Annotated in this window: 25 protein-coding genes, 1 tRNA gene, 1 pseudogene and 1 riboswitch; of the genes and pseudogenes, 13 read left to right on the top strand and 14 right to left on the bottom strand. The window is 61.8% G+C overall.

From position 1 onward, the window contains the following. Positions 1-24 precede the first annotated feature (24 nt). Both OKW27_RS24795 and OKW27_RS24790 read right to left on the bottom strand, forming a co-directional pair. A complete protein-coding gene (locus OKW27_RS24795; protein ID WP_184023301.1) occupies positions 25-621 on the bottom strand; it encodes a chorismate mutase in 597 nt (198 codons plus the stop codon). Positions 622-899: 278 nt separating this feature from the next. Further along, entirely contained in the window at positions 900-1,049 is a 150-nt protein-coding gene (locus OKW27_RS24790) for a hypothetical protein (protein WP_018421453.1), read from the bottom strand. Positions 1,050-1,713: 664 nt separating this feature from the next. Here OKW27_RS24790 and OKW27_RS24785 point away from each other — a divergent pair. Together OKW27_RS24785 and OKW27_RS24780 are read left to right on the top strand one after the other, a co-directional pair. Further along, positions 1,714-1,965: a hypothetical protein gene (locus tag OKW27_RS24785; RefSeq protein ID WP_090801440.1), complete on the top strand. Its 252-nt coding sequence runs from the start codon at positions 1,714-1,716 to the stop codon at positions 1,963-1,965. 633 nt (positions 1,966-2,598) lie between these two features. Continuing rightward, the gene (locus OKW27_RS24780; RefSeq protein ID WP_429335168.1) at positions 2,599-2,931 is read left to right on the top strand and encodes a hypothetical protein; all 333 of its coding nucleotides are present in this window, start codon (positions 2,599-2,601) and stop codon (positions 2,929-2,931) included. A gap of 774 nt (positions 2,932-3,705) precedes the next feature. On the opposite strand, the gene OKW27_RS24775 is transcribed toward OKW27_RS24780, so the two are convergent. Both OKW27_RS24775 and OKW27_RS24770 read right to left on the bottom strand, forming a co-directional pair. Continuing rightward, complete coding sequence (locus OKW27_RS24775) at positions 3,706-4,164, bottom strand: hypothetical protein (protein ID WP_167368584.1); 459 nt, start codon at positions 4,162-4,164, stop codon at positions 3,706-3,708. Between the two features lie 144 nt (positions 4,165-4,308). Then, a complete protein-coding gene (locus OKW27_RS24770; protein ID WP_429335167.1) occupies positions 4,309-4,635 on the bottom strand; it encodes a hypothetical protein in 327 nt (108 codons plus the stop codon). Positions 4,636-4,847: 212 nt separating this feature from the next. On the opposite strand from OKW27_RS24770, the gene OKW27_RS24765 reads away from it, so the two are divergent. Continuing rightward, positions 4,848-5,519 carry a DedA family protein gene (locus OKW27_RS24765; protein ID WP_429335166.1) on the top strand — a complete coding sequence of 224 codons (672 nt, stop codon included), beginning with the start codon at positions 4,848-4,850 and terminating at the stop codon, positions 5,517-5,519. Positions 5,520-5,947: 428 nt separating this feature from the next. Here OKW27_RS24765 and OKW27_RS24760 read toward each other — a convergent pair whose 3' ends face one another. Continuing rightward, positions 5,948-6,208, bottom strand: coding sequence for a hypothetical protein (locus tag OKW27_RS24760; protein ID WP_429335165.1), 261 nt, complete (start codon positions 6,206-6,208; stop codon positions 5,948-5,950). Here OKW27_RS24760 and OKW27_RS24755 point away from each other — a divergent pair. Continuing rightward, a complete protein-coding gene (locus OKW27_RS24755) occupies positions 6,207-6,596 on the top strand; it encodes an AI-2E family transporter (RefSeq protein ID WP_429335164.1) in 390 nt (129 codons plus the stop codon). The genes OKW27_RS24760 and OKW27_RS24755 overlap by 2 nt on opposite strands. Positions 6,597-6,791: 195 nt before the next feature. Here the strand turns inward: OKW27_RS24755 and OKW27_RS24750 are convergent, their stop codons facing one another. After that, entirely contained in the window at positions 6,792-7,475 is a 684-nt protein-coding gene (locus OKW27_RS24750) for an ureidoglycolate lyase (RefSeq protein WP_429335163.1), read from the bottom strand. 675 nt (positions 7,476-8,150) lie between these two features. On the opposite strand from OKW27_RS24750, the gene OKW27_RS24745 reads away from it, so the two are divergent. From OKW27_RS24745 to OKW27_RS24715, 7 genes are all read left to right on the top strand, one after another. After that, entirely contained in the window at positions 8,151-8,636 is a 486-nt protein-coding gene (locus OKW27_RS24745) for an SgcJ/EcaC family oxidoreductase (protein ID WP_429335162.1), read from the top strand. Between the two features lie 271 nt (positions 8,637-8,907). Further along, a complete protein-coding gene (locus OKW27_RS24740; protein WP_143037115.1) occupies positions 8,908-9,033 on the top strand; it encodes a PliI family lysozyme inhibitor of I-type lysozyme in 126 nt (41 codons plus the stop codon). Positions 9,034-9,115: 82 nt separating this feature from the next. After that, positions 9,116-10,375: a putative Na+/H+ antiporter gene (locus OKW27_RS24735; protein ID WP_429336593.1), complete on the top strand. Its 1,260-nt coding sequence runs from the start codon at positions 9,116-9,118 to the stop codon at positions 10,373-10,375. Between the two features lie 491 nt (positions 10,376-10,866). Then, positions 10,867-11,172 carry a DUF4148 domain-containing protein gene (locus OKW27_RS24730; RefSeq protein WP_429335161.1) on the top strand — a complete coding sequence of 102 codons (306 nt, stop codon included), beginning with the start codon at positions 10,867-10,869 and terminating at the stop codon, positions 11,170-11,172. A gap of 384 nt (positions 11,173-11,556) precedes the next feature. Continuing rightward, positions 11,557-11,913: a hypothetical protein gene (locus OKW27_RS24725; protein ID WP_090801418.1), complete on the top strand. Its 357-nt coding sequence runs from the start codon at positions 11,557-11,559 to the stop codon at positions 11,911-11,913. 126 nt (positions 11,914-12,039) lie between these two features. After that, positions 12,040-13,011 carry a Tim44 domain-containing protein gene (locus tag OKW27_RS24720; RefSeq protein WP_429335160.1) on the top strand — a complete coding sequence of 324 codons (972 nt, stop codon included), beginning with the start codon at positions 12,040-12,042 and terminating at the stop codon, positions 13,009-13,011. Positions 13,012-13,131: 120 nt separating this feature from the next. Further along, complete coding sequence (locus tag OKW27_RS24715; protein WP_429335159.1) at positions 13,132-13,395, top strand: hypothetical protein; 264 nt, start codon at positions 13,132-13,134, stop codon at positions 13,393-13,395. 1,085 nt (positions 13,396-14,480) lie between these two features. Here the strand turns inward: OKW27_RS24715 and OKW27_RS24710 are convergent. Both OKW27_RS24710 and OKW27_RS24705 read right to left on the bottom strand, forming a co-directional pair. After that, the gene (locus OKW27_RS24710) at positions 14,481-16,595 is read right to left on the bottom strand and encodes an acyltransferase family protein (RefSeq protein ID WP_429335158.1); all 2,115 of its coding nucleotides are present in this window, start codon (positions 16,593-16,595) and stop codon (positions 14,481-14,483) included. Continuing rightward, positions 16,592-16,936: pseudogene (locus OKW27_RS24705) on the bottom strand (IS3 family transposase); the annotation flags it as partial. The gene OKW27_RS24710 and the pseudogene OKW27_RS24705, both read right to left, overlap by 4 nt. A gap of 198 nt (positions 16,937-17,134) precedes the next feature. On the opposite strand from OKW27_RS24705, the gene OKW27_RS24700 reads away from it, so the two are divergent. Continuing rightward, positions 17,135-17,470 (top strand): hypothetical protein, encoded by a 336-nt coding sequence (locus OKW27_RS24700; RefSeq protein WP_429335157.1) that lies wholly within the window; start codon positions 17,135-17,137, stop codon positions 17,468-17,470. Between the two features lie 297 nt (positions 17,471-17,767). Here OKW27_RS24700 and OKW27_RS24695 read toward each other — a convergent pair. The 5 genes from OKW27_RS24695 to pepN all read right to left on the bottom strand — a co-directional run bounded on the left by OKW27_RS24695 (position 17,768) and on the right by pepN (position 22,664). After that, positions 17,768-17,843 (bottom strand) — tRNA-Thr (locus OKW27_RS24695). Positions 17,844-17,916: 73 nt separating this feature from the next. Next, positions 17,917-18,933, bottom strand: a complete 1,017-nt coding sequence (locus tag OKW27_RS24690; protein WP_184053084.1) for a class 1 fructose-bisphosphatase — start codon at positions 18,931-18,933, stop codon at positions 17,917-17,919. Between the two features lie 85 nt (positions 18,934-19,018). Further along, positions 19,019-19,471, bottom strand: a complete 453-nt coding sequence (locus OKW27_RS24685) for a HigA family addiction module antitoxin (RefSeq protein ID WP_090801406.1) — start codon at positions 19,469-19,471, stop codon at positions 19,019-19,021. Positions 19,472-19,487: 16 nt separating this feature from the next. Then, on the bottom strand, positions 19,488-19,769 hold the full coding sequence (locus OKW27_RS24680; protein ID WP_090801404.1) for a type II toxin-antitoxin system RelE/ParE family toxin: 282 nt from the start codon (positions 19,767-19,769) through the stop codon (positions 19,488-19,490). 198 nt (positions 19,770-19,967) lie between these two features. Next, positions 19,968-22,664 carry an aminopeptidase N gene (pepN, locus tag OKW27_RS24675; RefSeq protein WP_429335156.1) on the bottom strand — a complete coding sequence of 899 codons (2,697 nt, stop codon included), beginning with the start codon at positions 22,662-22,664 and terminating at the stop codon, positions 19,968-19,970. A gap of 322 nt (positions 22,665-22,986) precedes the next feature. Between pepN and OKW27_RS24670 the strand changes: the two genes are divergently transcribed. Beyond that, positions 22,987-23,682, top strand: coding sequence for a DUF4136 domain-containing protein (locus OKW27_RS24670; RefSeq protein WP_187613225.1), 696 nt, complete (start codon positions 22,987-22,989; stop codon positions 23,680-23,682). A 1-nt stretch (position 23,683) separates the two neighbouring features. Here the strand turns inward: OKW27_RS24670 and OKW27_RS24665 are convergent, their stop codons facing one another. Further along, positions 23,684-24,256, bottom strand: coding sequence for a TMEM165/GDT1 family protein (locus tag OKW27_RS24665; protein ID WP_429335155.1), 573 nt, complete (start codon positions 24,254-24,256; stop codon positions 23,684-23,686). 10 nt (positions 24,257-24,266) lie between these two features. After that, a riboswitch (yybP-ykoY riboswitch) is annotated at positions 24,267-24,480 on the bottom strand. Positions 24,481-24,916 lie beyond the last annotated feature (436 nt).

Here is a 24,916-nt window from a genome sequence, read left to right as displayed (position 1 = left end):
GCGCGCGCCGTGGCGTTACCGGAATCAGCCGGTGGCGCCGACTCCGCCCGTCTCGCACACGTGACCTAGTGCGTGCGTCAACGCGCTCGAATGCGCAGAGTCATAGCGCGTCAGCGCCTTCCAGTTAGCCAGCGATTGCGCGACCCGCGACGGACAATCGTCCGCCGCGCGCAGCGGCTGCACGCGCGCCAGACTCGCCATCAACGACTGTGTCAGCTTGTCGAGCTGCGGTCGGGTGCTGGTTGCGAGATCGGGTGCGGGACCTTGCGGTGGCTGGGTGCGACGCCAGTTCGCGAAGAGCGCGTTCTGCACGTCTTTGCTCGCATCGATCTGATCCTGGAAGAACGCGCGGGCGAACGCCGGGTCGACGTTTGCCGCCGCGGCGCGCTTTTCCACCTCGGCGAGCAGCGCGTTTTCACGCGGCGTATCGGTGATCGGCTGGTGGTTCGCCCACTTCCAGCGTGCGACCGGTTCCGCGAGTGCAAGGCGCTGCGAAACCAGCGCGATCAGGCTCGTGAGCGCGGTGTCGTCACCGTCGGCGAGGGCGGGGGCGGGCGAGAAGGCGAAGGCGGCGGCGATGACGAGTGCGCATGACGCGCCGAAGCGATGCAAATGGTTCATGAGGTGGACGTGGCCGGGCGGCCGTTGACGGAAAAACCAGAAGAATAAATGATGCGCCGCAACCTGCGAGCACCGGGTCGATTCACACGGATCGTCGGGGCGAAGTGGGCGAGAGAAGGACGCGCGTACACGCTCCAGCCGCGTGGCCCAGTGCAACTGCTGTGCTCAGGCGAGCTGATCCAACGTCATGACGGAGATGTCGGACGCGTAATGAGGACGCGAGTATTCGCTGCGCGTGAAATCGACGAGAGCGAATGCTGCGCCGCGCCAAGGAACCGTTACTTCGGATCGCACGACTTGCGTTGTTCGTCAAAGAAAGCGCGAACATGCTCGGGCAGCTCGGCTCCCAAAAACTCGACGGCCACAGGTTCCGGATCCGGGTAAAGAACTTTGTCCGGGGTCGGAATCTTCGGTGGTTTGGCATCCATGATCTTTCTCCTTTGCGAATCGATTATCGGCCTCGTTCCCTGCATCGCACCAGTGTCCGATGCGAGTCATACACACTCTGTTGCTTTAACGGCACAAGCCGACACACCAGCGGAGGGATTGAATAAAATTTATCGTCTGACTATTGCCTGCGTTTCGCGGTCTGTTTGATCCGCTTAATTGCCAGCGCGAAATCATTTCTTTCCCGCTCCTTCTGCCAGTCCCTCTCGAGCCTTGCCAGCCTATGTTTCAGCACGACCGATCGATATTTTCGCCGCGCTGCATCTAACGTTGTTGCATGACTAAAACGTGACAAACTTGTGCATTGCCGCATCGACAGGTTTTTCGCTTTTCCTGAACTGAACGTACGCAATTTGCCGATTGCATAACCTGCAGTCTAATTCTTTGTAAACGACCCATTCCCCATCGCGTTGACCGCGCAAAACACTATTTAAAGATTTGGTCATTAATCAACTGACTGACAGGGGTTGGCAAACACATTCCCGCATTGCTGTGACAAAAGGACCTCATTTGGTGACAAGTCATGCGCAGCGCACCGGGCCACCTATGATTGAAGCGACTACTGATGGCTCGACGTGCGCTGGCAGACGGACACGCGAGGCGCAGCGCGGATGATGACGTTCTTCATGTTCGGGAGAGGTCGCGATGGAAAACGCTGTCTACTGGAACGGACGTCAGGTTGGCCTGGAATGCACCGGCAGGATCTTGTGGTTCGCGTCGGCACCCGCGCAAGCGATAGCCGCATACGGCGCGCCACGCCAGCAGCCGAGCGCACAGGCCGATACCGTCGTTGCGCGCAACCTCGCGATGCCACGGTCGTACGACCCGCTCCACGTTCCCGACCAGGCTGGCCATGCGTTGCGCCACGACATCGCGCCGGACGCGGCGCAACGCTGACCGCAAACGGCTGTATCAGGCCCGAAGCGACTCGTCGGCGCACCCTCGAGACCTTACCGATCAAGTGGGGTGTTAGCGCACACACCGCGTTGCGGCGAACTTATACGATGCAATTGCCGGGCTGCCGTCGGCCTCTCACCCGTTGTCGGGTGAACCGGCAACCACACCCGCATCAGTCTGCAAACAGCCGATACCGAAGGCCGGCTGCGCGAGGAGGGTAGGCCTGTCTCGCAACATCGTTGCATCAACACTATTTGCCGCTGGGAGCCGCGCATCGCGTGGCCGCACCTCTTTTACCTGGCGCTGCGTCGTGCTCACTTGCGTGATCGCCGGGCAATTCAATGGGAAAGATCTACGGCCTGACTGGACCGCGTGCGTTCGCGGCGTTGCTCGCCGTCGTTCATCACTTTGCCGACAACGAAGGGGGCTGCCACTGGGCATTGTGCAACTCATCGATAACTGGGTCTGGGGCGTTGACATCTTTTTCATGCTGCGCGGCTTCATCCTTGCCTATACGTATCTTCATTCGCGAGCGACCGCGTTCGGCTGGGTCGACTGTCGATCGTTTATCGTCAAGCGGTTTGCGCGCGTGTATCCGCTGTATCTGGTGACGTTTCTGGTGTTCGTCGGCCGATGTTTCGTCGTGAAGCGAGCTGGAACTTCGTGTCGTGGTCGATCAGCGCCGAATGGTTTGCCGTTCTGTTTCTGTTTTCGCTGTGCGCGAGAGTGCTGAGCCGGCTGTCGCGCGTGACTTTCGGTGTGATCGTGCTGGTGTGCTGGCTGACGTTGGGCGTGTACTGCTTCCTCTATAACGACGGCGATGTCGGGCTGACCACGTTCGGTGTGCTACGGATCGTGTTGCAGGCGTGGCGGGACATCTGGGATGACTTGCCCGACGAAATGGCGCTCCCAGTGTGCGATGCGAAACTACCCACCGAGGCTGGTGAACCGGCGAATCGGGGATAACTGGCAAACGGCGGCGCAGCGGATACCGGATGAGTTTTTCGAGCGCGATACCGCAAATGGTTGTCGTGACTCGCCCGCTGGCTATTCGCAACGGGTGGTAGAGGAAATGAAGGAGCGCTGGCGGTGTTTCAACGCATATTTGCGCACGAACTGGCCACTGCGCTCCGCGATGCAAATGCGGCGGTTTCGGCAAATCTCGTACGTGGGTCGCATATGCGTGCATTGATGCGTCGGACCGCGAAGCGCAGGATGGGGCGCGATGAGGCGCCTGAAATCTATTTCCACGTCACGCATACCATGCACTAGTACTTGCGTGGCCTCGCGCGAGCAGGGAGAGGAACTTCTGGTTTCGGCCCAGTTTGGGTCGTTCAACAAACGAGAGTTGAGTCCTGATCTCATTGTCAACGAGCGAATCCAACATCCATCAGCGGCTCTTTTAGCGGTCGCGGTTTAAGCGCGTACAGCACCGCATCTACAGCTCGTTCCCAGATGACCAGCGCGTTCCTCCTTGCCCGTCCGCTCAGGCGACGAAGTGTAGTTGAACGAGCCAGTTTCAGCGCTACGCCGGTTGAGCACCTTTCCTTACCGGCTTCACCTGAGTGGAGCGAAAGGCCTGGTCGCGAGTGGCGCGCTGGATCGCGCCATACCTATCAATGCGCGGATCTTTGCGGCAGGCCTTTCGGTGCGCTCAAGAATCGGTATAAGCGGATACCGCACCACTCCGAATACTCCACCAAATAAGATGTGACTGGCTTGAATTCAACCGGCCTTAACTCACGATGCACCACTGGCAGCGAGCTTGACAAATAGTCTGGCTGCTTCGTTGCCATGGGACAAAGCGCGCAGTGCAAGGGAGAGCGCTAGCTGTGCGTCGTGGGATGCCGCGCTACGATCCTGATCGAAGAGCTTGACGGCGTGGCGCATATGCTGCGCCGCCTGCATGTGAAGCTCCACGGCCGCCGCATGATGTTTTGCCACGTCCGCGGCACTTGCGCCTGAGCCGGTCGATGGAGGCGTTATTGATGGCGTATTGGCGCTGTGCGCGCCAGCGTCGTGTGCCTGATCGATCGCATGCAACGTGTGGCCATGGGCCATCATCGCCTGATGTGCGGCGTGGGCAAAGTCTTGACCGTCATCGAAATGCCGCGACGCCTCGCGGTGATGTCGCGCGGCCTGCTCGTGGTGTGACGCCGCGGCTTCGAGATGCCCTTTCTTGCTGTGCTTCGTGTTCATGCCGGCTCCTGTGCAACTTCAGGACTGGTTCGGATGGCGACCGATTCGAAGACACAGTGGTGGGTCGCAACAAGATCCTAATCTACACGCCCTTGCGCCTTCTGTGGCATTTGCGTTTCGCGGAGAATCGTCGCGCTGTGGCGATCACCGCGCGGTCAGCATCCGGAGGATTTTCTGCACGATGCGCTCATGCTGCTCCAGCGCCTCATCGAGCGTACGTGCTCCGTAGCTCGTGTTGTCTCGCGCTTCCATTCCGGCGATGCGCGTCACGAACAGCGAAACCTCCCCGGTTTTCGGTTCGGACACACCGCGGAAGCGGGTCGTGACCGTCACGCCGGATTCGTCCAGCAGCAGTTCGTTCTCAGTCATCCAGCGCGACCACTCGCCGCGGTCGAACACCTCGACAGGCCTGCTCTTCGCATCGAGGACATAGAAGCGTTTCCAGCTCGACGGGACGGAGCGTGCTTTCATATTTCAATGCGAAGGCGTGAGCAGGAAGCCGATGGCCTCCCGCCACCAGGTTTCGTCGACGCGGCCCATCCGGTCGTTATGTTCAGCCGCCTCACCACCATCAGCTGTCTCGGTTCGGCCAGCGAGTTGTAGAGCGCTTCGCCGAAGCGCGGGACTGCCGCGCGCTTGCCGCTATACTTCCCCCTCCACCAACGGACACGTAGCCGGCACACATGGCCACGTTCGTGCAATTCGTCTTGCAACTGGACCAGGACCTCGAAGCGCTGCTGGTCCGGCATGGGCCGTTGGCCTACGCAATCCTCGGGGCGATCGTCTTCTGCAGTGTCGGCGTACTGCCGCTCGTCATTCTGCCCGCGGACATGCTCCTGTTCCTGTCCGGCGCGCTCGCTGCCGTCGGCGTGCTGCAGCCTGTGTGGCTCGCGCCGTTGCTGGTCGCGGCCGCGGTTGCAGGAAAAGTGTTCAACTATGCGCTGGCACGTGCCGTCGCGTCGGTATGGAAGCCGAAGCGCAGCGGCTGGATCGACAAGGTGACTGCGCGAACGCGCGCGCTCTACGTACGTCACGGCGCCGCGCTGCTGCTGTACTCTCCGTTCATCGCAATCGTCCGGGCGGTCGCGCCCGCGCTCGCCGGCGCGACGAAGATGCCGTTTCGCCGCTTCGTGCGCTTCGCGACCGGCGGCGCGGTGATCTGGATATGCTCACTTGCGGGTCCCGGGTATTTTTTCGGCAACGTGCCGTGGGTCCGCTCGCACCTGCCGGCTGCGATGGCGATCGTGATCGGCGCGGGTGTCGTCGCGCTCGTCGTCAGCCTGCTGTGGCGAGGACGGCGCAAGCGCCGCACCACCGACCCGACGCTACCCGACGAAAAGTCCCGCTGCGACTGACGCGGCGGCCCGCAACCCGCCAGGCAGCGCTGCTCGCGAGGAAACGCATGAACCCGGGCCTGCTGAAATGCACATGTGCGGCCGTGCTCGCCACACTGCCCGGGTGGGGGCTGTATGTCGGCCGCCCCGTGCTGGTGCCAATTGCGTTCGGCATCATCGCGACGTACGTGGTCTTCGGTCTCGCCAACCTGCTGCGCCGCGTTCCCTACCTCGGTGCACGCCTGCGGGACGGCCTGCGCCACGCGATCGCTGCGACGCTGATGCTCTTCACGGTCTACCTGTCGGTCGACCTGCTGCTGTCCGAGAGGGACCGGCCGATGGCCGTCGCGCCGAAGTACGAGGCGACGCTGCTCGTACTGTTTACGAAGTTCGCCGCGCTGCTGCACATCGAAACGGAGGCCAACTGGGCTGCGATCCGCCGCGACCTGTTAGCGAGCGTCAACGTGCAGGCGATCATAACCGCCACGCTGTCGTCGGTGTCGTCGCTGCTCGCGGCGATCATCGTCGTGCTGCTTTATGCGACGTTCTTTCTCATCGAGCACGCGAAATACCGCCGCAAGCTCGTGAACTTCGCGGGCGACTCGACGCGGATCGTGTCGGTAATTGACGAGATCAACTCGAAGATCGGCGTCTATCTCGCGATGAAGACCCTGCTCGGCGCGATCCTTCATCGCGAGCTGGACCTGCATGCGGCTCGTCGGACTCGAATTCGCGGAGCTTTGGGCGGTGCTGGCCGGCCTACTGAACTTCATCCCGTATGCGGGCTCGTGGATCTCGGTCGCGGTGCCGACGCTGCTCGCCGCGCTGCAGTTCGGTCAGTGGAACGCGGCGATCGTGCTGTTCATCTCGCTCACGCTCGCGAACTTCGTGGTCGGCCATCTCCTCGACCCGTGGCTGATGGGCGGCTCACTGAACCTGAGCCCCGAGGTGATCCTGATCAGTGGGGCGGTGTGGTCGTCGATCCGGGGCATCGCGGGCGCCTCCCTCGCAGTGCCGATCACCGTCGGCCTGGTCATTGCGTTTTCCACGTTCGAATCGACACGTCGTTTCGCAGTTTTCCTGACGAACGATGACTAATGTTGTTCGCCTGTCGGTGACGTCCGTTGATTTCAGGGATACTTCGTGCGCGTGGCGCGCGCCTCATCACTCTCATAAAGGGATGCGATACCGGCGAACCGAGGACGTATGTCCGCTGGACCTTTAGATGGGGACGCTGGCGCCCGTTATGCGATGGCCAACCGCTTCGGGTCGGGAGCGGGTGTTCCCTTCGCGCTACAGCTGTAGGCCGCCGCCTCGAAGGGGTTGGGCGTCGCGGGCAATCGGTGCCTCGAGGAGACAACCAAACTCGCGGGCAAAGTCGACAGAGACGCGCGCGTGGACGGCGCCCTGCTTGTCAAAGAACCGCTGGGTTCCTTCGAGAGTGAACACACCTTCATGCCAGATGTTTGGATGGATGTAGAGGCCCTGCTGTCCATCAAAGCGAAAGCACACGAACTTCTCTGGCGCTATGTCGTCCCCGGGCAAGGCCAAGGGAACGTAGAACGGGCGATGGTCGAGAGGAAAGAACAGTTGTCCACCGTCTGGGTGGTAGTTCGCGTGCCAAAGCAACATGCGCTCCGGTACATTGGCGTTGTCGTCACGGGCTGCTTCAGGCTCCACTGCGTACGCAAGGATGTAGTTGCCGCCCACAGCCTCGTTTCGACCGTACAGAATGTCCCCGCGCCATTCGCTCACAAATGTGCCTTCGGTCGTGCCTGCCTCATCACCGGTTCCAGGATCAACGGGCCTTGCACCCACTGCCGGCCACTGCACAATCTCGATCGAACACTCGCTCGGGTCTGCTACAAGCCTGCCGAATCCATCAAGCGTTGTGGGGGTCGCATCCACCACGGGCATTGACACGCGCCGAAGGCCAGAAGGAAGGCTGGGATTGAGGTAATCGATTTCTTGGGTCATTGCGGCAGTCTACAGGAGTAGAACGTACCGACCGCCGATGGTCGAACAAAGAGTTTGACCGCCGCTTGTCCACGTGGAAACGGCCACTGGCACAACGTCGGACCTGACGTCGGACGTGGGTCGGCTACGGAAGTTGGCGGCGATGCTGCGGCGCAACCGCAGCAACACAGGTCGACCGTCCGGGCCCGGCCCTTTCGGCCGTTCGACACAGCGGGCTGGATTGTCAACAATGCGTTCTGGAACGCATTAGCGAGGCGATCTATTACTCTGTCCAAATCGTGCATGCCGTCGAATGTGAAAAGAATTTTCGACGGCGCGAATTGCTTGATTATCCGCTCAACCTCTTCAAACTGGATCGCGCTCGAATGTGGGTCGTAGCGTTGCGTCGTGCGCGTCGACGCGTGAGTTTCCGCGCTTGCAACGTCATCAGGCGTCTGTTCGCGCGAAGCGTTTGCGAACAACGAGGCTAAAACTTTCCTATGACGTCATAGTTGACGAATACATCAATATTGGGTGTAATATCACAATACGTCCCAGACAGGTCGACTGACGACATAGCTGGCTGGCCGTTGGCAGCCGGCGATACCTGAAAGGTTCCCTTGTAGCCTAAGGCGCCTGGTGGCTGTAGTTTCCCGACTCCTCGTTGGCTCTCGTTTAAATGGATTGAACGCAAAAATGAAGAAGATTTTGATCGCCGCCGCAGTTGTTTTCAGCACTAGCGTGTTTGCAGGCGAAGCCCTCGTACCGCAGGTCTATCGCGAAATCGCCGTGGCGCCGACGAATCAGCGCGAAGCTGAAATCGCGTCGCTGTTCGATCGGTGGAATGAGGCGCTCGCAACGGGCGACGCCGACTCCGTTGCCAGGCTGTACGCACCCGATGCCGTACTGGAGCCAACGGTTTCCAATGAAGTCCGCACGACTCCCGCCAGCATCAAGGACTATTTCGTGAAGTTTCTGAAGCTGAAACCGCACGGTACGATCAACCTCCGCGAGATCCGTTTGCTGAGCGACGATTCGGCGCTGGACACGGGCGTCTATACGTTCGACACGGTGAAGAACGGCAAGCATCAGAAGGTGCATGCGCGCTATACATTCGTGTACAAGAAGGTTGATGGGGAGTGGAAGATCCTCAATCACCATTCGTCGGCGATGCCGGAGTAACACTCCATTGAACAAAGGGTCCGTGCCAGGCGATCAGATGTGAATGGCTGAGCGCGTTAGACGCCTCACGCCAATTGCTGCCGCGCATGCTTCACGCGCAGAATCGAGGGGAATTTCGGCCGCCAACCCTCATAGATCAAATGAAACTGTCAACTGGCCATTGAGTCCGGCTAGCCCCTCGATAAGAATTTAAGTTCAACGAATTCCAGGCGCCGCTCGGCCCTGTCGCCAGAATTCTGGATTGACACAATTAATTTGCACTACAAACCTCATGGCGGCCTCCGGAAACTTTCTCGAAGTCGACGCGCTCAGGATCGGCCTCCACACGGTCAGGCTGCTTGCCCGCGTCGATACCGATACGCGGCACGATGTCGTGGCTACGCTGAGAGCTGCCTAAAAGCGAGGCCAGCGATCCGGCCGGCGGCAACACCAACCGCGTGCGTTCCAGAGTCCGTTCCATCGCCATTCAAAGCGAACACATGCCACATTCAGTTGAAATCGCCGGCACAGTCATCTTCGGACTGGCCCTGCTCCATACGCTCCTTGCGAAACGCTTCGAGGTTCTGGCCCACCGGCACCCGCACCACGCGGGCCTGTTTCACTTTCTCGGCGAAGTGGAAGTCGTCTTCGGCCTCTGGGCCCTGATCCTGTGTCTGGCTATCGTCGCGCTGGCCGGTTCTGCGCAGGCCGTGGCCTATGCTGAATCGCGCTCCTTCACCGAAGCCCTGTTTGTCTTCGTGATCATGGTGATCGCCGCGAGCCGGCCCATTCTCGACGCGGTCACGACGCTCGTGTCGCACATCGCGCGGGTCCTTCCCGTCAAGACGGAAACAGGCGTCATCTGGCTTTCCCTGACCCTCGTTCCGTTGCTCGGCTCGTTCATCACGGAGCCGGCCGCAATGACGCTGGCAGCGCTGATCCTGCGAGACCGGCTTTTCAGGTCGCCGATCGCCGAACACTGGAAATATCTGACGCTCGCGGTGCTGTTTGTCAACGTGTCGGTCGGCGGCTTGCTGACCGCCTATGCCGCGCCTCCGGTGCTGATGGTTGCCGCCGCCTGGGGATGGGACAGCGCGTTTATGGCGGCGCAGTTTGGCTGGAAGGCGGCCATTGCCGTGCTGGTCAACGCAACAGGCCTGCTGCTATTCATGCACCGCAAGCTCCCGAAGCACGCAGAGCGCAACGACGCGCCCGCCGCCGCGGTTCCCGTTCCGACGGGCGTCACGCTGATACACACCGGCTTTCTCGTCGCGGTGGTGCTGTCGGCCCATCACCCGGTTATCTTCATCGGCCTCCTGCTTTTCTTTTTGGGCTTCACGCAGGCATACGAGCAGTACCAGTCGCCGCTGATGTTGCGCGAGAGCCTGCTGGTAGCGTTCTTTCTCGGCGGCCTGGTCGTGCTCGGGGGGTTGCAGCGATGGTGGCTGCAGCCGGTCGTCGCATCGCTCGATGCTTACGCACTTTACGCCGGCGCGCTTGGCCTGACGGCGATCATGGACAACGCGGCGATTACCTATCTCGGCTCGCTGATCGCGGGCCTTCCGGACCAGGCGAAGTACATGCTGCTGGCCGGCGCAGTCGCTGGAGGCGGTCTCACGGTGATCGCCAACGCGCCGAATCCCGCAGGACTCGCCATCGTGCACAAGGGATTCCACGATGAGTCAGTCAGCCTGCTCGGCCTGTTGCTCGCTGCCGTCGTGCCGACGTGCGTCGTCTCGGCAACGCTGCTTTTGCTGTAGGCTGGCGCACCGCTGTCCGGCAGTGCGCCCAACTGGGTGCGATTCGATGGCGCGCAGTCGCAGGACGCCGGGCCACGATGAATAACGTCTTGCGGCGATAACCAACACCGGCCTGGATTTTGCACGAGACCACCCCGACTGCGCAGGTCGCGGCCAGCGGCCTGACGAACGCGCGTGACGGCAGCCTGTACTTAGCCGCGCAGACCGGCATTCCATCCCCCTTCCAGTATTAGCGACAGTTTCATTGCATTCTTGCGCCGGGGCGAATTCGTTTCGCTCCGGCGTTTCGTCGTTTGTAATTGCTTTGCGCCGCGAGGTACCCCGATGACGTTGCAGATGCGGAAAGTATCTGTTGGGTGAAAGGTGATTGTAATGGTGCGGTAAACCGATAAACTGGCTTCAACGACTAAGCACACAGGTTTCCGCCCCAGCGGTCGTTGTTTCGCTAACCCAGTATTTTCTGTTTCTGAAATTAAATTGGAGAATTAACCATGGCTAAAACATTCATTCCGGTTATCGCACTCGTTTCGGTCCTCGCTCTGCCGACGATGGCATCCGCTAACAGCAACGGCCCCCTCACCCGTGAGCAAGTGCGCGCGGAGCTGGCCCAGCTGCGGCAAGCGGGCTACGACGGCAACCACGGTGACGCGCACTACCCCACGCACCTCCAGGCCGCGCTGAAAAGCGTGGCGGCTCAGCCGGCACTCAGTGGCCACGGTGGCGTGAAATCGGGCTCGGCCGCTTCCGGCGCACCGACCCAGGTGGCCTCGGATCATTCGATCTACAAAGGAAGTTAATGGGCTATCAGCCGGATGGCCGGGCGCTTTCAACTGCCCGGCCCGGTGATCTCCGGCGAGCGGCATCGTCGCCGCTTCATCGTCTGCAACCGGGCCTGCATTCAGCCGCGCAGACCGGCATTCCATCCCCTTCCAGTATTAGCGTTTCATTGCATTTTTGCGCCGGCGCGAATTCGTCATTCGCTCCGGCGTTTCGTCGTTTGTAATTGCTTTGCGCCCACTGGGGTGACGTTGCAGACGCGACAAGTATTTATTGGGTGAAAGGTGATTGTAATGGCGCGTTAAACCGATAAACTGGCTTCAACGACTAAGCACTCAGGCTTCCGCCCCGGCGGTCGTTGTTTCGCTAACCCGTCTTTTCTTTCTGTTTCTGATGGAGGTCTCATGCAAGTCCTGTTCAAGTCCTGCGACATTGAAGCTGCACGCTTGCGCAGCTTTGCGCGCCAACGCACCCAGTTTGTGTTCCGCCGGATGGCCTGGCTGGTTTCCCGGGCCACCGTCAATCTCTCCGACGTCAACGGCCCGCGCCGCGGACTCGATAAGCGTTGCCAGGTGCAGGTGCAGGTGCCCGGTGCGAATCCGGTCGTGGTGACGTCGATTGCGAAAGACTGGCGCGGCGCCCTCGATCTCGCGCTTGCCCGCGCCGTTTCTTCGATCGTCCGCAGGCGCCAGGCGCGCGTCGCGAGGCGCCGCGCGAGTCAACGCGAGTGCACCTGGAGCGCTGAGCCTGATGCCGTCTAAGCAAGCCATGCTTGCACGGCTACGGTGGCATCGTACGAGCGGTATTGCTCGCTATTTGCGGTCCGCGATGGAAAGACGCGTTCGGGCGACCTTCGCGAGTTTCTGTCCTACACGAAAGAGATTCTTATGTATTCGCACACAATCAATCAGTTGCGACGCCTTGCGAGTGTCGTGACGCGTGGTGCAGCTGTCCTGGCCATGGCGCTAGTGCTCGTCGCGGGCACTGTCGCATCCAACCATGCCGAAGCGAAGCGTATTGGCGGTGGTAGTAGTGTCGGCCGCCAGTCGCAGACGGCGTCGCCGTCCGGGCAAGGCCAACGGAGCCAGCAAGCTCAACCGGCGCAGCAGGCCGCACCGGCGGCCGCTGCCGCGAAGCCAGCCAACCGCTGGATGGGCCCGCTCGCCGGCCTGGCCGCTGGACTCGGCATTGCCGCGCTGATGTCGTCGTTGGGGCTGGGTGAAGGGCTGGCCCAGATGCTGTCGAGCGTAGTGGTGATCGGCCTCGTGATTGTCGCCGGCATGATGCTGTTCCGCTTCCTTGCCAACCGGCGCCGTCCGGATCTCGCTTATGGGCACGACGCGGCGAACGGGCAGCGCATGAACGGCTCCTTGCTCATGAATCAGAGCGGGCAGGCGGCGCCTGAGACGAATTTCGGTGCCTGGCCGCGCACAGCGATGAATTCCGCCGCAGCGGCACAAACAACGACAGTGCCGGGGCTGCCTGTCGGGCTCGATCAGGCGGTCTTGCTGGCATCGGCCAAGACCTTGTTCCTGCGTCTGCAACGCGCCTGGGACCAGAACGAACAAGGCGACCTTTTCGAGCTGACAACCCCGGAAATGTTCGCGGTGATCAAGCGGGACCTGGAAGATCGGGGCAACCAGCCGAGCCATACGGAAATCACGCAGCTGGACGTGGAATTGTTGAGCACGGAACACAATGGCAGCGAAACACTGGTTAGCCTTCGCTTTCACGGCCAGATGCGGGAAGACGAGGACGCGCAGACGGCGCAACCGTTTGAGGAGGTTTGGAACATCGTGGGCCACGAGCATGGCGACCCCGCCTGGCGACTGGCGGGGATACAGCAGATTGGCCGTTAGCATCGAGCGCGGTCGGAACCGGCAGCGGCTCGCTGCCGGTTAGCCCACAAGCGCTATTGCGCGACTCGCAAACGGCAAAAAGACCAAAATCCGACGTCACACAAATCCGGGACTCATTTTATGCGCCGAGACTACTTTTCTCTTTACCTGGCCACTGTCACGATGACATGCTTGCTAAGCGCTTGCGCGGCCTCGCCGCCCAGCAGCCCGTCACCCGTTGTCGGTGCAGATCGCGATGCACATGGTTGTATTGGTTCGGCTGGGTATTCCTGGTGTGAATCCACGCACCAATGCGAACGTCCTTGGGAACTCGCCAAGCAGAAGGGTTTCGCGCTCTCGGCAGAACAGTTTGCTCACTACTGCACGACTGGTTCAGCCGATTGATCAATGACTTCAATGCGCGGGCGCGTCAACAATGGCCTCGGGCGAGCAGCGTGCATGCTCGAGGGAATCGGCTTGGCCCCACTTGTCGGCACTGGCAGATTTCCTGATTATGCCGGCAGGAGGCTGTGTCGCATCCCATCTCAAGGCGGCCATTCGGCCGACGGACAAGCAAACGGCAGGGCAGGGTCGCTATGCAGAGGTTTACATAGCGACCCACAACGGCCTGTTATCTTGATCCGAAACGGACGCTCACGCTGGCCGGATTTTCGCTTTCCAGAAATACCTTGCAACCGGTGAGGTTGAACCGGTTCGCCGCAGCCTCGGCTCCCCTTGCCAAGGCCGTTGCTGGTATAAATCACTGCCCAACGCGGGCTGCGAATCGTGGCTTGATGAGTTGGCGCTAGTCGAACACATGGCACGCGAATGTTGCGCCGATTCCGACGCTTCGTTGGAGGAAACGCGTTGGGACCACTCGCGCGCCTGATCGGGCGGCGTTCATATAAGCGACAAGCAGCACGGCCGGTCGGCCAACTTGATTGGCGCCGTCCACGACTATTTTGTCATCGGTTCATCCCCACGCACGCACGTGGAGACCACGTCGTTCGCATACGAGGCCGCGCTAATGCCGTACGGCTCATCCCCACGCACGTGGGGACCACACCAAGGACACAACGGCAAGGGTAGCGACAAGGTCAGACCGGCAGCGGGCGAACTCGAGCTACAACCTGGTGACGTGACAACGTACACCGAGTCCTGAATGGAGTCCTGCTGCGCGGTTATTATCCGGGCCCGGGCATGCAACGACACCGCCCAGCAAGGCCGTTTATCGGTGCGCAGCCTGTCTCGCCGCTGGATGCCGAATCGTGTCCCTGACGACCTGGGGAATGTTACCGATGAACGGATGAACCGGGAGGGCCTTCTCACAGGTTATCCACCGCGACACCCGCCCGGGCCAGAGAAGGGCCGCGGGTGCCGCGGTGGATAACCCTGCGCCCCTCGTTGCGGTGGATACCCAAGCTCGCACAGCCGGTACTCGATCTTCGGACTAACTACTTCGCCAGCCATCGCCGGAACTCTTCCCCGCATCAGCTCGCGGCCCCCGCTTCCATAAGCTTGCTGACGAGCTGCTTAAAGCTTGGCAACAGAAGCCTGTTCGCATAGCCGCTGAGGTGATCGCCATCGAAGACGAGCGGCCGGCCGTCGGCGGTGTGCGTTGAGCAGACCGAATCTGGGCACAGTGGTGGCAACGGGTCCCATACGCTAACTTCGGGGACCGCCTGCACGATGTGCGCATAGGATTCGAGCACCGGCGCCCGCAAGGCTTCCAGATCCGCACGGGCGATGCGGTCGCCGCCGGAACAGATGGGATTGTCGCGATTGAACCAGTCCGAACATCGGAACGGCTGGCTCCGAAACTCGGGTGTCGGCCCCTCCAGGATGACCTTCGCCCCTTTGGCTGCCAGTTTCTGCAAGATTGGAATGGCCTCTCGCACGCCGTCTACCCGGCTTTGCACGGCCTCTGGACCAAACATGTAGCCCCAGGCGCTCGAGTCGTCGAAGCGGGCCCACTCGTCGGAGAAACGTGGCAGCCGCAGCGAAGGCAGGAAGACCACGTCACCGGGCCTGACCTGCGCCTCGATTTGAGCGATTGCCGCATCCGTCCCCGGCGCACAGCTCGCCACCTCATCTTGTTTGCGCGGCAGCAAAGCAATGAACGGACAGCCTCCATTGTTGTACGCGAAGACCTTCACGCCAGTATCACGGGCGAATTCGCGCAACATCCTGTTGTAGGCCATCGCGTGCGAATCGCCGATCACGTACAGGCGCCCGCGATAGGTCGCCGGAAGCGAACATCCCGCACGCGAATATGTCCATACGGGCCCCCCGTTGAGCTTCGTCCTGTTCCACGTGTCCAGACATCCGTCATTGCTGGGCTCAAGGGGGCGGCTCGGATACCAGTCGTCGGCACGTTGTGACACCACGCTCAGCGACAGATTCAGTTTCAGTTGGGCTGCCTGAATGCCGACCCACAACAGCGCTGCGCACGTCAACGTAGCTAAGCCCGCACCTACGAGAGCGGGACGCCGCATGCCTTTCAGGACCGCCGAGCGCCGCACAGGATTCTCGACGTAGTACCAGGACGCCGTCGCCAGCGCGAAGCTCAGTACGGCCGCAAGCACGCGCCAGACAGGCGCATCGATCCCCGTCGTCCACCGCAGCAGCACGATCACAGGCCAGTGCCAGAGATAAAGCGAATATGAGATCTTGCCGACGAAAGTCACCGCTGGTGAAATGAGCAGCCTGTGCAGCCAATCCCGCGGCGCTCTTCCGTGCAGCGCGTACAGTACGCCAAGCGTGCCGGCAACCGGCAGCAGCGCTCCCGGAAAAGGAAGCTGCTCCGGGCGCAAGACCTTGAAACCAGCCGCAAGCAGCACCAGCGAACCAACGAGCAACGCCATCGAACCCAGCGTCCCATTGCGGTCGATCACGCCGAGCGGGCGCTTCGCGAGCGCGAGGAACTGGTATAGCAGGATACCGGATGCCAATTCCCAGAAACGCCCTGGAATCAGGTAAAAGTTTAGCCCCTCATTTCGCCTCGAAAGCCACCATGCGCTCAACACGGACAGAGCGAGCCCGCCGGCGAACAGAACAACGCAAAGCGTCTTTCTCGGACGTTTGCTCACCCACATGAAGAAAAGCAATGGAAAGATCAGATAAAACTGCTCTTCTACCCCAAGCGACCAGGTATGCAGGTACGGGTTGAATTCGGCGCGTGGCGAAAAATAGTCATCACCGATGAACGCGAGCACCACATTGCTCAACCCAAAGAAAGCAAAGAAGCCGGTGTATTTGTTGGTATCGCTCAGCCACGCGTTTGGAATGAATAGTGCTGAAAACAAGCCGGTCACCAGCAGGCACACCACGAGCGCTGGCACGATCCGCTGCACTCGACGCGAATAGAAATAGAACACGAAGCGCGACAACTGCATCGATTCGAGGTTTCCAACGGATGCGCTGACAACAAACCCGGAAACCACGAAAAAGATATCGACCCCTGCAAGCCCGCCGGGTAACCACTGCGCGTACAGGTGATAAACGATGACCGACAACACTGCGACCGCACGCAAACCGTCGATGTATGCCGCGTGCACAGGACGGGCGAGTTGCGGCGCAGTAGTAGCGTTATGGCGTGGATTCATGGCATGAGAGTTAATGAGGCCGGTCGGAATCCGTGGACGCCAACGGGTTTAGCAGCGATCTTGTTCAAGTAGAAACGCTGCGTGAAAACCGCGGGAGACAGATAGTCAAGCTGCGCTTGTGTCCGCTGCCGGTTATAAGGGATCTCGATGTATTCCGTGATCTCTTGCTGCGCCCGCTGCCGACTGGCGAACCGCCGACGATAGGCCAACTCGCTCTTCAGCGTTCCCCAAAATGATTCGATCGATGCGTTGTCAAAGCAGTTTCCTCGTCTGCTCATTGAGGCTTGCATGCCGAACTGGCTGACAAGATTCTGGTAAGCATGCGCGCAATATTGGCTGCCGCCCGCCGCAGGGTTGCCGGAACGTCTGCTCGCGCGGGGTTCAGACCTGCTCCGCTGATTCCGCGGCGATCATTGCATATTTCATCTCGATAAATAACCAGAAAAAGCCAAGGTGCCGTTGCCCTTTCTCTCGTTTGCTTTTACGGACGATTGTGACGTAAAAAGTTTAGGGAAATGTATAGGCCCGCGATGTATTTCGTGCGCTCCCCCACAGAAGCGATAAGAAATGTCGACTTCATCGTCGAGGAACTTCATCGGCGCGAACCGGAGGATCCATCGCGCATCGGTGCGACGCGCGTTGCCCTGCGGAACCAGCGTAACAATCTGCTTGCCTTCGCTGGCGTGCTGGACCAGAAGCTCGGCGCCATGGACCGCGCGAGCGGCGTTTCGGACCACCTCGTGCGGGCGACTTGTCTGCTGCACCGCAAGCCGGACACCTCCGTCACGTTCTGGCAGGCGTGGAACCGGCTGCACGCCGCCATCGGCCACAAGTTCCACGATCTCTACACGGCCGTGTCGCAGGCTCGACGATGAGGACAGCGCTGACTGCCAGCGTGAAATACGCATCGGCCCGATCAATACCGACCCAGACTCCGACGGCGAATGCAAGCATGACACCGAGCGTCGAAACGAAGCGCAAGCGGAAGGTCCCTTCGCGCACGAACGTCGCCCCACCGGCGTGGCTCGCCAGTTTGTCCAGCTGCGCCATCGCGTCCTTTGGACAGAGGGTTGGTGTCGTCGCGCTGACGGGAAATGCCTACACCATGCCTACATGGAGCCCGAAAAGCAAAAAGCCCAGTCGCAATGACTGGGCTAAGTGCTTGAATCTGTTGGTGCCGGAAAGAGGAATCGAACCCCCGACCTTCGCATTACGAATGCGCTGCTCTACCGTCTGAGCTATTCCGGCATCAGGAGAAACGAAATTATAGGGACTACTTTAGTGCCTTGGCAAGCCCTTGAGGCATTTTTTTCTTTCGAGATCACTTCTTCGCTTCGAGGTGATAGCGGGTCACGCGATCGACCTCGTTCTTCGAGCCGAGGAACACCGCGACGCGCTCGTGCAGGCTCTTCGGCTGGACGTCGAGAATGCGCTTCTCGCCGTTGGTTGCGGCGCCGCCCGCCTGCTCGACGATGAACGCCATCGGATTCGCTTCGTACATCAGACGCAGCTTGCCCGGCTTGTCCGGCGTACGCTTGTCGGCCGGGTACATGAAGATGCCGCCACGATTCAGGATGCGATGCACGTCGGAGACCATCGACGCGATCCAGCGCATGTTGAAGTCGGCCTGACGCGAGCCGTCCTTGCCCGCCTTCAGCTCGCCGATGTATTGCTGAACCGGCGGATACCAGTGGCGTTCGTTCGACGCGTTGATCGCGTACTCGCGCGTTTCGACGGGAATGCGCATGTCGCTTTGCGTGAGCACCCACGAGCCGAGCTCGCGATCGAGCGTGAAGCAGTTCACGCCGTTACCGGTGGTCAGCACGAGCACCGTTTGCGGGCCGTACACAGCATAGCCCGCGGCGACCTGCTGCGTGCCCGGCTGCAGGAATGATTGCTCGGTGGCCTGATGGCCGTCCGGGCAGCGCAGCACCGAGAAGATCGTACCGATCGACACGTTCACGTCGATGTTCGACGAGCCGTCGAGCGGATCGAACACAAGCAGATATTCGCCCTTCGGATAGTTGGCCGGAATCGGGAAGAATTGTTCCATCTCCTCGGAGGCCATGCCCGCGAGGTTGCCGCCCCATTCGTTCGCCTCGAGCAGAATTTCGTTCGAGAGGATGTCGAGCTTCTTCTGCACTTCGCCCTGGACGTTTTCGCTGCCCGCCGAGCCGAGCGCATCGCCGAGCGCGCCCTTGCTGACGTGGTAGCTGATCGCCTTGCACGCGCGCGCGACGACTTCGATCAGCAGGCGCAGGTCGGCGGGCAGGTTGTTGGTTTCGCGCTGCTGCTCGATCAGATACTTCGTGAGAGTGGTACGACGTTGCAAAGACATTGCTGTACTCCGGAAGGCTAGAAGAATGATGGGATTTTAACCGCTCGTTTGTGTCGGCTTCGTGCTTTTGGTCGCACGGCCGGCTTCAGGTCTTGCGGCGCGCCTTGGCCGAGACGGTGCCGCTGACGCTGGCCGCGAGGGCCGCGGCCCGGGCGTGTCCGGCCGGCACGCGGGGCAGTTTCGGGCGCTCGGCGCGCGGCATCGGTTCGATTTCCCGTTCGATCTGCTCGCCGGCGGCGGCGGTGGCGACGCGCAGGTCGTAGGCGATTTGCAGATTGAGCCAGAACTGCGCGCTGGCGCCGAAGTAGCGCTCGAGCCGCAGAGCGGTATCGGCGGAGATTGCGCGGCGGCCGCGCACGACGTCGTTGATGCGCGGCGCCGGCACCCGCAGCGCGAGCGCGAGCGCGTTGACGGACATGCCGAGCGGCTCGAGGAACTCGCTGCGCAGAATTTCGCCCGGATGGATCTCGGCAATGGCCGCGCCCGTATCGATGTCGGAGAAATCGATGCTGTTGAGCGCGGAGCGTTTGATGACCATGTCGGTCTCCCAGTAGTCAGTGATAGTCGATGATCTCGACATTCAGCGCGTCCTCGCCGACGAAGTGAAAACAGATGCGCCACTGCGCATTGATGCGGATGCTCCATTGCCCGCTGCGCTGGCCTTGCAAGGCTTCGAGCCGGTTTCCGGGCGGCGCGTGCAAATTCGAGACGGAGCTCGCGGCGTCGATCATCAGCAACTTGCGATGCGCTAGCGCCTGGATCGAGCGTGGCAACGAATGCACGAACCTGCCCTGGAAAATTCTTGCGGTGGCCTTGTCTGCGAATGTCGTGATCATCGAATCGTATAACGTACCGCGTTAAATGTAAACCATCAAACCTGTACGTATACTTTCTGCCCGGCGAGCTCCGATGAACAGTCGGCCAAACGGCTAACGGCGCGACACGAGCGCGTGAACGCAGCTGAAAACAACGCGAAAAAAAAAGCCGGCAACGCGTGCCGGCTTTCCGATGTGACTCGGGAACTCAGAGAGGCATCACGCCAACGCCTTCTCGACGATCTCGCGCACGTCGCGCGACTTGACCTGTGCGGCCACTTTCTCGAGCGCCGCGCGCATGCTGTCGCGCAGCGCCGGCGTGAAGCGTCGCCACAGTTCGAGCGAGCGCGCGAGGCGCGCGGCCACCTGCGGATTGAGCGCGTCGAGCGCGATCACCTGCTCGGCCCAGAATGCGTAGCCGGAGCCATCTGCCGCGTGGAACTGCGCGGGGTTGGCCGCGCAGAAGCTGAAAATCAGCGAACGCGCCCGGTTCGGGTTCTTCAGGTTGAAGGCCGGATGCGTCATCAGCTTGCGCACCGTATCGATCACCGGATGTCGTGCGCCGCCGCGCTGGGTGGCCTGCAACGCGAACCATTTGTCGATGACGAGCGGCTCCTTCTCGAAGCGTCGGTAGAAGTCGTCGAGCGCGTGCTGCGCCTCGGGGCTGCCGCCTCGCGGCGCGGCCGCGTTGAGCAGTGCCGACAGCGCGGCCGCGCGGTCGGTCATGTTGTTCGCGGTTTCATATTGCGCGGCCGCGAGACGCACGGCGTCCGCGGAGTCGTCGAGTTCGGTCAGATACGACAGCGCCAGATTCTTCAGCGCGCGATGACCGGCGGCCTCGGGCGTCGTTTCATAGGCGCCCGGCGTGCGATGCTGCTCGTAGACCTTCAGCCAGTTGTCACGCAGCGCATTCGCGAGGCGCTTGCGCACGAACTGCCGTGCCGCGTGCACCGCGGCCGGATTCGATTCGGCCATCTGCTCGGCGAGATACGCTTCGGACGGCAGCATCAGTGCGAGCTCGCGGAACGCCGGCGACAGCGTCTCGTCGGTCAAAACGCGCGCGAACGCGGCGACCACCGAGTCGTCGAACTGCAGCGCCGCGCCCGTGGCCGCGCGCGCGGCCAGCGCGAGCAACTCGCGCGTGGCAAGCCGCTGGCCGGCTTCCCAGCGGTTGAACGGATCGCTGTCGTGCGCGAGCAGGAACGCGAGCTGTTCGCCCGTGTAGTCGTATTCGACGATCACCGGCGCCGAGAAATTGCGTAGCAGCGACGGCAGCGGTTCCTGTCCGACGTTGACGAACGTGAAGGTCTGCTCGGTCTGCGTGAATTCGAGCACGCGCGTGGTCGACTCCGACGCCTTCGCCTCGCCGTCGAGCTGCAGCGGCAGATCGCGGCCGTCCTTGCCGATCAGACCGATCGCGAACGGAATCAGCAGCGGCCCCTTCTGCGTTTCGCGCGCGGCCGGCACGGCATCGCCGTAGCCCTGGCGCAGTGTCACGCTGTAGCGCTGCTGCGCGGCGTCGTAGCGCGTGCGCACCGACACGCGCGGCGTGCCGGCCTGGCTATACCAGCGCTCGAACTGCGCGAGGTCGCGGCCGTTCGCGTCGGCGAGCGCGTGACGGAAGTCGTCGCAGGTCACGGCCTGGCCGTCGTGACGCTTGAAGTACAGGTCCATGCCGTTGCGAAAGCCGTCGCGGCCGAACAGCGTCTGATACATCCGCACGACTTCCGAGCCTTTTTCGTAGACGGTCATCGTGTAGAAGTTGTTGATCTCGACGTAGCTTTCCGGGCGCACCGGATGCGCCATCGGGCCCGCGTCCTCGGCGAACTGCATCTGGCGCAGCACCCGCACGTCCTCGATGCGCTTGGTCGCGCGCGCGGCTTCGTCGGTGGCGCCGCCCGCCATGTCGGCCGAGAACTCCTGGTCGCGGAACACCGTCAGGCCTTCCTTCAGGCTCAGCTGGAACCAGTCGCGGCAGGTCACGCGATTGCCGGTCCAGTTGTGGAAGTACTCGTGTCCGACCACCGCCTCGATGTTCGAGAAGTCGGTGTCGGTGGCCGTTTCGGGGTTCGCGAGCACGTACTTCGTGTTGAAGATGTTGAGCCCCTTGTTCTCCATCGCGCCCATGTTGAAGTCGCTGACCGCGACGATCATGAAGCGGTCCAGATCGAGCTCGAGCCCGAAGCGCTGTTCGTCCCAGCGGATCGAGTGGATCAGCGAATCCATCGCGTGACGGGTCTTGTCGAGATCGTGCGGCTCGACCCACACCTGCAGCAGCTTTTCCTTGCCTGAGCCGGTCTTCACGCGTTCTTCGAGCGCGACGAGCTTGCCCGCGACGAGCGCGAACAGATAGCTCGGCTTCCTGAACGGGTCTTCCCAGCGCGCGAAATGGCGGCCGTCGGGCAACTCGCCTTGTTCGAGAAGATTGCCGTTCGACAGCAGCACCGGATAGTCGGCCTTGCTCGCGCGCAGCGTGACCGTGAAGCTCGCCATCACGTCGGGGCGGTCGAGGAAATAGGTGATGCGGCGAAAGCCCTCGGCCTCGCACTGCGTGAAGAAGTTGCCGCTCGACACGTACAGCCCCGACAGCGTGGTGTTTTCCGCGGGATTGCAGATGCTGGTGAGGGTCAGCTCGAAGCTGTCCGGCACCTCGTCGAGCAGCAGGCCGTGCTCGTGGGGGTGCGCGTTCGGGAATGGCTTGCCGTCGATCGCGGCGCTGAGGAACTCCAGTTGCTCGCCCATCAGTTCGAGATGCGCGGCGCGCGACGCATCCGGGTTGCGGCGAACACGCATCGTGTTCCTGACGACCGTGCGTTCGGGGACCAGATCGAACTCCAGCGCGACGGTGTCGATCAGGAAGGCGGGCGGCGCGTAATCGGCGCGGCGGATCAGATTGGGCGTTGCGGTATCGGCCATGGCGTTCTGTGGTGGTGTACTCGAGCGGTCGGGCGCGCAAACGGCGCGCGAGCCGGGCTTGGTCGACTCATTGTACAAAGCCTCGGGCAATCGTGCGGAAGGGAAGGGGGCCGAGTCTCGGCGCCGGGTAGCGCTGCCGCTTTCGACGGACAGGGAAGAACCATTTACCGGCTGGCGAGGTCAGCGTATTATCGGGCGCCGCGCGTGGCGGAGCGCCGGCATCGTTCGCCGGGCAGCGGATCGCGCGACGGAATAATCTCGACTGAAGCAGAGTTTTAACTGAAGCAGAATAGATGCAATCAGAGGCATCACGAGGCAGACCATGAACATCGATCGATGGACCCGCCGCGTCGCGCTGCTGTTCGTCGCGCTGACGGCGCTGCTGTCCGGCTGCACGACCTACGTGACCACGCAGGTCACGGCGTTCTCGGACTGGAGCGGAAGCGACGCGACGCGCACCTATGCGTTCACGCGGCACGAGGATCAGAAGAACAATCTCGAACTGAGCGCGTACGAGCGGATCGTCGCGAACGAGCTCGCCTTGCACGCGTTCCGCGAAGTCTCGCACGACGACGCGCGCTATCTGGTCGAGCTCGCCTATGGCATCCGCTCGGACATCGTGACCGTCGCGCAGCCGGTCTACTACAACCCGTGGCCCGGTCCTTACTGGGGCCGGCCGTTCGATATGTGGGGACCGTGGGGGCCTTTCCCGGCGACGTACGTGAACCAGAGCTATCCGGTGTTCACGCATCTGCTCGGCATCCGGATCACCGAGCGCGCGAGCGGCCGGGAGGTCTACAACGTCACGGCGCGCAATGTCGGCGAGGAGTCGTCGCTGGTGCGGGCAATGCCATATCTGGCGCGTAGCGCGCTGGCTGATTTCCCGCTGGCCAACGGCGCGGTGCGCACCGTGAAGATTCCGCTCGGCGGCGGTGGCGGCGCGGACGCCAACGAAGTGTCGCTGCCGGCGGCCACGCCCCCCGCGGGCGCGGCGTCGGCGCCGAAGGCCGCGCAATAGCTCAGACCCCGACCCCGAACAACGCCATCGCGCCCAGCACGACGAACATCACCGCGGCGATGCCGTGCACGAGCCTGGTCGGCAGACGATGCGCGAAGCGGTCGCCGAGCAGGATCGCCGGCACGTTCGCGATCATCATGCCGAGCGTCGTGCCGGCCACCACGCCGAAGAAATCGTGAAAGCGCGCGGCGAGGGCGACCGTCGCAATCTGCGTCTTGTCGCCCATTTCCGCGAGGAAGAACGTGACGACCGTCGCGCCGAACACCCCGAAGTGCGTGCGGTTCGTGTTGGCTTCCTCTTCGTCGAGCTTGTCGGGCACGAGAATCCACAGCCCCATGCCGATAAACGACGCCGCCAGCGCCCAGCGCATGATGGTCGGCGTCAGCATCGAGCCGAGCCACGCGCCGAGCGCGCCGGCTCCTGCGTGATTGATCAGCGTCGCCGTGAGCACGCCGAGAATGATCGGCACGGGCTTGCGATAGCGCGCGGCCAGCACGAGCGATAGCAGTTGCGTCTTGTCGCCGATCTCGGCGAGCGCGACCGCTCCGGTCGAAATCAGAAAAGCTTGATTCACGTTGAACGGATTCCTCGGGCCGAAGATGAACGAGCGACGACCCACGACACGCCGGGCCCTGTTGCGGCGCGTGTGGATCATCGGTCTCGCCAGGCCAGAGGCTGCGACTGCCATGGCCGTGCAGGCCAAGTCTGTTGACAGGCGCCCCCGCGAACCACACGTGCGACGCACCGGCGAAGCGGTGCGGACGTGCCGCGGGGCGGCTACTCCCCAATGAGGGCCGGAGTATAGCAGGCGCGGGCGCATCATTGCCACGAATGTTGTTTGCACGCACGACGCGGCGTCGGTGTTTTCGCTCTGCGGCGCATTCGAAGAAAGACGAATGAAAGGTTTTTCGTCGGTTCCGGCGGCGTTGTCGCGCCAGCGCCGACGCACGAGATCGCCTTCCGGTGCGTCGGCGCGGCCGGTCTTGTCAAATCGTCTAACAATGTGTTGCGTGACAGGCGCGGATACAGATGGATACGTCTTTCCTCGCCGATCTGATTCAAAATACCCGGTACTATTCGGCCACAAAAGGAGCCTGAGCCGCTATCCACTACACCGATTGTCAGGGGCGCCTGACAAATCGGCCCGATCGCCGGTGCTGCATTCCCTGACTGGCAGACTGGTCGGTCCTGGGTTGGAACTTCCCGATCCGCGCGGCGGCGCTCGCCGTGACGG

Source organism: Paraburkholderia sp. 35.1, from assembly GCF_050436525.1.
Taxonomy (GTDB): domain Bacteria; phylum Pseudomonadota; class Gammaproteobacteria; order Burkholderiales; family Burkholderiaceae; genus Paraburkholderia; species Paraburkholderia tuberum.
Note: the sequence above shows the minus strand (reverse complement) of the source record. Positions and strands in the feature narration are given on the sequence as shown.